Here is a 6,740-nt window from a genome sequence, read left to right as displayed (position 1 = left end):
GGGTGGTAGCGCGAGCCGCCGCCGCGGATTTCACAGAAGTGCGCGCCTTCGCTGTGGGTTGCGAAGGCGGCGGCGAGCAGGCCGGGTGCCGCGCGTCCGTCGCGATCGATGTGGTCGGCGTGGCGACCGGCGTCGACGACGACCGCTGCGGCGCCGTCGCCGAAGATCGCGCTGGCCTCGAGCTGGTCCCAGTCGAGACCGCACGAGGCGATGTCGGCGGCGACGACGAGCACGCGGCGATAGCGTCCCGCGGCGATCAGCGCCGAGGCCGTGTCGAGCGCGACGACGAAGCCGAGACAGCTCGCGCCGATATCGAACGCCGGCATGCCGCGCTCGCTCGGGCCCGGTTGTCCCAGGTGAAGTTCGCGATGGATCAGCGCGGCGTTGCACGGCATGGCCTGGTCCATGGTGGCGCTCGCGGCGATCACGGCATCGATCTCATGCAGGCCGAGACCGGCGCTCGCGAGTGCGCGGCGCGCCGCGTCCGCGCCGAGCGCGGCGGCGCTGCGCCGCGTTTCGACGCCGCGGCTGCGCACGCCGCTGCGGCGCTCGACGGTTCCCGGCGGCAACCCGAGGCGTGCATCGATCGCGCTGCTCGCGAGCGGATCGAGCGCGGCCGCGACGCCGCTGCCGAGCAGGCGCAGCGGACGGCAGGCCGCCGGCGCGCACGGGCGCAGCGGAACGGATGACGCGGCCAGATTCATCGCAGGAGTCCTCGCGGAGCGCCGGTATGCGGCCAGAGACTGCCGCAGCGCCGGCGGCACGCGCAAATCCTTGCGCGCGGTCTATCGCTGTTGTCTGATCCGGTATAACGATCTGATACCGGGAAGCGACGCGATGAGCGCGGGACAAACCCTCGTGCGCAATATCCGCAGCGTGCTGCGCCAGCGCGGCATGACGTACCGGCAGCTCGCCGATCAGCTGGGCCTGAGCGAACCGACGATCAAGCGCGACCTGAGCCGCGGCGACTTCTCGCTGGGCCGGCTCGACCGCATCTGCGAAGTGCTCGAACTCACGCTGAGCGATCTCGTCGACGGCAGCCAGGCGCCGGCGGCGCTGCACGAACTCAGCGAGTCGCAGGAACGCGCGCTCGTGCGCGATCCGCAACTGCTGCTGATGACCTATCTGCTCGTCAACGACTGGAAGCTCGCCGAGATTTCCGCGACCTACGAATTCGACGAGGCGCGTCTCGTGAGCCTGCTGTTGCGGCTCGACGAACTCGGCATCGTCGACTACCGGCCGCCGCGGCGCGTCAAGAAACTGACCGCGCGCAACTTCGCCTGGCGCAAGGACGGCCCGGTGCACGCGTTCTTTCTCGCGCACGTCGCCGGCGAATTCCTGCGCGGGGCGTTCGACGGCATCGGCGACGAATTCCGTTTCTTGAGCGGCATGCTGTCGATGGCCTCGCGCACGCGCATGAAGACCGCGCTGATCCGCCTCGCGCAGGAATTCGACGAACTCGCGCGCCAGGACGCGCGCCTGCCGCTGCGCGAGCGCGACGGCTTCAGCCTGATGGTCGGCCTGCGCCAGTGGGAGTTTTCCGAGTTCACACGGCTTCGACGCGCACGGAAGCCATGATGCGCCCGCCGTCGGCGCGACTGCCGCGCCGGTGGGGGCATGCCAGAATTGCCGCAGGCGCGGGACGCCCCTGCGCCGGCACGACGCACACGCACTCAAGGACACGAATCATGCAACGACGCTATCTGCCCGCCCTTCTGCTCGCCGCGCTCGCTCCGGCCGCCCAGGCCGAAAAGCCCATGGCGCTCGATCGTTTCTACCTGTCGCTCGGCGCGTATCAGACGGACAGCGACGCGGACGCGCGCATCGACGGCGAGAACGGCTTGATCGGCACCGACGTCAATTTCGAGGACGACTTCGGGCTGACCGAGAACCGCACCGTCGGCCGCGCGCGGTTCGGATTTCTCGTCGGCGACAGCCAGGGCATCGAAGTCGACGGCTACCGCTTCCACCGGAGCGCGACCGAACGGCTGAGCCGCACGATCAACTACGACGGCAGCACGTTCAACGTCGACGCCGAAGTGCACGGTCAGCTCGATCTCGATTTCGCGAGCGTGGCCTGGCGCTGGTGGCTGCCGGCCGGCGACCGCGACGTCTGGGGTATCGGACTGGGCGGCGGCTTCTATCGCATCGCCGGCGAAGTGTCGGGACAGGGCTCGCTCAACGGCAACGTGCAGCAGCTCGACCTGCGCGACAGCGCATCGGCCTGGGCGCCGCTCGTCGAACTCGGCTGGCGTCATGCGTTCAGCGAGAACGCGCGCCTCTACGCCGACATCGCCGGCGTCAGAAAAAACAACGGCTCGCTGCAGGGGCACATCTACAACCTGTCGCTCGGCTTCGAATACTTCCCGTGGCAGAACATCGGCTTCGGCGTCGAATACGGCGCGCAGCGCATCAAGATCGAAGCCGACAAGCGCGACTTCGACGGTGAACTCAATGTGCGGCTGAACGGGCCGTCGGTGTTTTTGAAGGCGCGATATTGAGGCAGGAAAGAGCAGGGAGGAGTGAGAAAAGAGAGTCGCATGCGTCCACGCGTTTCTCGCTTCTCTTCACTCGCTTCCCGCTCCGCATTCGGCCCCCAGATCCTCCGTAACCTCCACGCGCGCCGGCGGCTCGGCGAACTCGAGCCGCTTGCGCATCGCCGGCGTCAGCCAGGTCGTGCCGTCGTCGGCGACGAGCAGGACGCAGCGGATGCCGAGGCGGCGCGCGATGCGGACGAGGTCGCCGGGGCCGGCGATCATCAGCGCGGTCGCGCCGACGTCGGCCACGACCGCATCGTCGTGGATCACGCTGACGGCGACGACGCCGCGCGCGGGCTTGCCGGTGCGCGGGTCGAGCACGTGACCCCAGCGCTGTCCGGCGTCCTCTCGATATTTGTTGTAGTTTCCGGAAGTGAACAATGCTTCGCCGTCGCCGAGTTCGGCGCCGGCGAAGTCGCGGTGCTGCGGCGAACTGATGCCGACGCGCCACGGACGCTCGCCCGCGCGGCCGATCGCGAGCACGTCGCCGCCGACGTTGATCAGCGCGCCGGCGGCGGCGTGGCGGCGCACGATCTCGGCGATCTGTTCGGCGGCATAGCCTTCGGCGAGGCCGTTGAGGTCGAGCTGCATCGCGCGATTGGTCGACACGACGGTGCCGTCCTCGGCGATCGTTAGCTGGTCCATGCGAGGCTGTGTCGCGAGCGTCGCATCGATGTTCTGCTGCGGCGGAGGCGGCGTCACGATCGGGAATTCGCTGGTGTGGAATCCCCAGAGGTCGACGAGGCTTCCGATCGCTGCGTTGAACAGTCCGTCGCTGTCGGCATAGGCGCGCTGTGCGCGGCGCAGCAGGCCGCTGAGTTCGGGCGACGCGCGATACGGTTCGCCTTGCGCGATCGCGGCATTGAGCCGCATCAGATCGCTGATCTCCCAGGGATGCCAGGCGCGCTGGTCGCGCTGCAGCACCTCGCCGATCGCGCCGAAAACGCGCGAGGCCGTTTCTGCCGGGACGCCGCGCAGTTCGACCTCGGTCAGGCCGCCGAAAATGACGAAGCTCGCCTTGTGCGGCGCGAGTGCCTGCTGCTGCCGGTACAACCGGGCGGCACCGAGCAGCAGCGCTGCGGCGAGTGCGGCGAACAGGAACAGTCGGCGCATGCGTCGGCTATTCCCAGTGCTGCCGGCCGCGTTCGAGCCAGCCTTGCACGAGGGCGTGGTCCTCGGGACTCAGATCGATGAAGCGAAGGCCGACCCAGTGCTGGCCCGGTACCGTCGCAGCCTCCGTCCATTGCTCGTGCATGCCGATCTCGACCTGCTGCAGGTGCCCGTGTTCGTCGGGCAGCTGGAACGAAAACTGGTAGAGCGCATCGTCGCGCGCAGGACGTTCGGTCACGAGCATCATGCCGTCGATCGACAGATTGCCGATGCGGCCCGCGCTCTCGCCGGTGATCGCGTTGGTGACCTGGATGCTTTCGTCGGCGCGGCGGCGCGGCGCCCGGCGGTGCTCGACCATCGTGGACTCCTTCGTCAGGTCGCGGGCTGCGGAACGGACTTGCCGGAAAACTGCTTGAGCGTGTTGACGATCGTGTGCCAGGCGCGGTCGATCAGCGATTCGCGGTCTTCGGTGATGATCTGCGCCTGCTTGCGCACGATGTCGCGCGCGAGCTGATGCAGCGTGCGTTCCTCGGTGCGCGCGCCGCGCTGGTTCACGAACAGACAGCGTCCGGTCAAGGTCGAGAACCACGACAGCTTGCGCCGCACGGTTTCGCCCTGCTGGTTCATGACGAACTCGAACCACGTGCCGAAGGGCAGCGTCTTCAGGCGTTCCAGCGTCTGCCGCTCGTCGGCGCTCAGCGGCTGGGAATCGGCCGGGGCCGCGGACGCGGTTGCCGCGGCGGTTGCCGCAGCGCGCGGCGCCGGCGTCGTGGTTCGCGCGGGGTCGCCGGCGGCGGCGCCTGGTGCGTCCTCGCCGAGCCGCGTCTTCGCCTTGAGCTTGAGCGCGAGTTCGGTGCGGCTCGCCGTGCTGTCGTCCTTCGTCGCTTCGGCACCGCCGAGCAGCTGCGTCAGCATGCTCTGCACTTCGTCGCTGTGGAAGCCGACCTGGCCGAGTCCCTGTTCGAGCTCGGCGCGCAGCGCGGGGTTGTCGCTGCCGCTGCCGGCCACGAGCTGGTCGACGACGTCGATGCGCCGTCTGTAGATCTCCGACTCGCCGCCCTGGCGCAGCAGCGTCAGCGCGAGTACGTCGGTCCAGGCCTGTTCAAGCAGCGCGCGCGCGAGCCGGTTCACCTTGCGGTCGCGCAACCGGTCGTCGACGGCCCGCACGGCGCTCTCGCGCGCGATGTCGAGACGCTCGCGCCCCTTCGCCGCATCGACGTGACGGCGTTCGGCGACTTCGGCCTTGCGCGCGAGCGTGCCCATGTGGCGACTGAGGTCGGTCAGCAGTTCGTCGAACAGTTCGTCGCGGCCGTCGAACTCGGCGCCGACGCGATCGACGACGAGCTGCATCTTTTCGACGAGTACGCGGTCGGCTCCACCTTCGCTCTCGTCGATCCAGTACTGGCCGGTCTCCGCGATCGCGTTGAGCAACTGCCGCGCGGGATGGCCGCGGCGCGTGAAGAAGCTCTTGTCGCGCAGCGCGACGCGCAGTACCGGCACCTGCAGCTTGGTCAGCAGCGACTGGGTCGCGCCGGTCGGGCGCATGTCCTTCGCGATGAAGTCGAACAGCATGCCGACGAGATCGAGCGTGTCGGTGTCGACCTCGCTGAGCTGCGGCGGACGGCCGTCCGGCGTGAACTGGCGCAGCTGGTTCAGCAGATCCTGCTTGACGTGCGAGATGCTGCGCTGGACCACGCGGCCGCCGAGCACCATCGGCGCGGCCGGCTTGTTCTGCAGCGCGCCGAGCACGGCCTGCAGGTCTTCACCCGTCGCGGTATAGCTCGACACGGTGCTGCGGTCGGGCGGCGGCGTGCCGACCGCCTGGCGGCGTCCCGACAGCAGCTCGCGCAGCGTATGGAAGAGCTCCGAATCGCGCGCTTCTTCGTCGGCCGAAGCCGCGTGGCGCGCGCCGGGCAACGGCGGGTTTCCGGGCGGCGGTGCCGATTCGGCCGGCAGGGACGCGCCTGTGGAAGCCGGCATGCGGCCCGCATTTTTCGCTGCCGCCGCCGCGTCGACCTGTGCGGCCGGCGGCGGCGTGACGTAGCGCGAGCCGACCTGCAGGTGACGCAGGATGCGCTTTTCGACGAGATAGTCGTTCACTGCACCGTACAGCACGCCGGCTTCGGCCATGCCGAGGCGATCGAACTGGCGGTACAGCAGCAGGCGATGCTCGATCGCGATGCCGAGGCAGACCGTCGCGTAGCGCAGCGCCTCGCCGATCAGATGCGGGCCGACCGGAAGACTTTCCGCGTCGAGTGCCGGCGCGCCGGCGAGCACGCCGAAGCGGTGGCCGAGCGCATACAGCGCCTGGCTGTGGCGGATTTCGGCCTTCGTCGCGATTTCCTGCAGCGCGATGTTCTCCTCAAGGTCGCGCGTCTCCACGAGCGCGAGCTCCTGAAATTTCTTCGGTGCGACGGCTGCGCCTGCGGGTTTCTGATCGAACTGCGCCAGCGCGGACTCGAGGTACAGCATGAAGCGCGGCGCGACGTCGGCGCGGCCGCGCTTCACCTCGCGCAGCGATTCGAAAACCGCGTGCTGCTCGTTGCTGCTGCGCGCCTTCTCGGCAAGTTTGAACAGCTGCTGCTCGTGTTCGTTGAGGCTCAGCGCAAGCCAGCGTTCGAGCATGCCTCCTGCGAGCGCCAGCACGCCTTCGAGCAACAGGCGCACGCGCGGCGCCAGGACGGTGCGCGCATTCAGACTGATCAGACGCACTTCGCCGTTCGGTCTTGGCACCGATGCCGCATCCATTGGTTGCATAGCGGGCCCCTGATTCCCCCTAAGCTGCGGCCCGATTGTATGCCCGCTTCCGCCGGAGCAGCCAGTAGGTGCAACCACCGGAGAACGGTGCGGCAAAACCTTATTTCGTGACAGTCTGTGACGCGCGCTCAGTCCTGGTCGCGGCGCGTTCGGACTTCCAGCAGTTCGTCGTCGCTGCCGACGCGTACGCCGACCGTGATCGGGCGGCAGCAGACCGCGCAGTCCTCGAGGTAATCCTGGTCGCCGGCGGACAGGTCGACGCTGGATTCGAAGCTTTCGCCGCAATAGGGGCAGTGCAGCCGGACGAATTCGAGCATGGTTCCTCCGCGATGGCGG

6 protein-coding genes and 1 pseudogene are annotated in these 6,740 nt (G+C 68.6%); 2 read left to right on the top strand and 5 right to left on the bottom strand.

Features of this window, described 5'->3' with window-relative positions; all coding sequences use genetic code 11:
• Window positions 1-704: pseudogene (locus tag VLF18_RS20145) on the bottom strand (hypothetical protein); the annotation flags it as partial.
• Between the two features lie 133 nt (window positions 705-837).
• On the opposite strand from VLF18_RS20145, the gene VLF18_RS20140 reads away from it, so the two are divergent.
• Both VLF18_RS20140 and VLF18_RS20135 read left to right on the top strand, forming a co-directional pair.
• Window positions 838-1,578 carry a helix-turn-helix transcriptional regulator gene (locus VLF18_RS20140; RefSeq protein ID WP_325281421.1) on the top strand — a complete coding sequence of 247 codons (741 nt, stop codon included), beginning with the start codon at window positions 838-840 and terminating at the stop codon, window positions 1,576-1,578.
• Window positions 1,579-1,688: 110 nt separating this feature from the next.
• Window positions 1,689-2,501: an outer membrane beta-barrel protein gene (locus VLF18_RS20135; RefSeq protein WP_325281420.1), complete on the top strand. Its 813-nt coding sequence runs from the start codon at window positions 1,689-1,691 to the stop codon at window positions 2,499-2,501.
• A 66-nt stretch (window positions 2,502-2,567) separates the two neighbouring features.
• On the opposite strand, the gene VLF18_RS20130 is transcribed toward VLF18_RS20135, so the two are convergent.
• The 4 genes from VLF18_RS20130 to VLF18_RS20115 all read right to left on the bottom strand — a co-directional run bounded on the left by VLF18_RS20130 (window position 2,568) and on the right by VLF18_RS20115 (window position 6,721).
• Complete coding sequence (locus VLF18_RS20130) at window positions 2,568-3,650, bottom strand: FAD:protein FMN transferase (RefSeq protein ID WP_325281419.1); 1,083 nt, start codon at window positions 3,648-3,650, stop codon at window positions 2,568-2,570.
• A gap of 7 nt (window positions 3,651-3,657) precedes the next feature.
• Window positions 3,658-4,005, bottom strand: coding sequence for a PilZ domain-containing protein (locus VLF18_RS20125; protein ID WP_325281418.1), 348 nt, complete (start codon window positions 4,003-4,005; stop codon window positions 3,658-3,660).
• A gap of 14 nt (window positions 4,006-4,019) precedes the next feature.
• Window positions 4,020-6,359 (bottom strand): DUF1631 domain-containing protein, encoded by a 2,340-nt coding sequence (locus tag VLF18_RS20120; protein WP_325281417.1) that lies wholly within the window; start codon window positions 6,357-6,359, stop codon window positions 4,020-4,022.
• A gap of 173 nt (window positions 6,360-6,532) precedes the next feature.
• Window positions 6,533-6,721: a CPXCG motif-containing cysteine-rich protein gene (locus VLF18_RS20115; RefSeq protein ID WP_325281416.1), complete on the bottom strand. Its 189-nt coding sequence runs from the start codon at window positions 6,719-6,721 to the stop codon at window positions 6,533-6,535.
• Window positions 6,722-6,740: the final 19 nt, after the last annotated feature.

The sequence above is a fragment of the Tahibacter sp. genome, assembly GCF_035481375.1.
GTDB lineage: Bacteria > Pseudomonadota > Gammaproteobacteria > Xanthomonadales > Rhodanobacteraceae > Tahibacter.
This window is presented reverse-complemented; position numbering and strand designations above follow the sequence as displayed.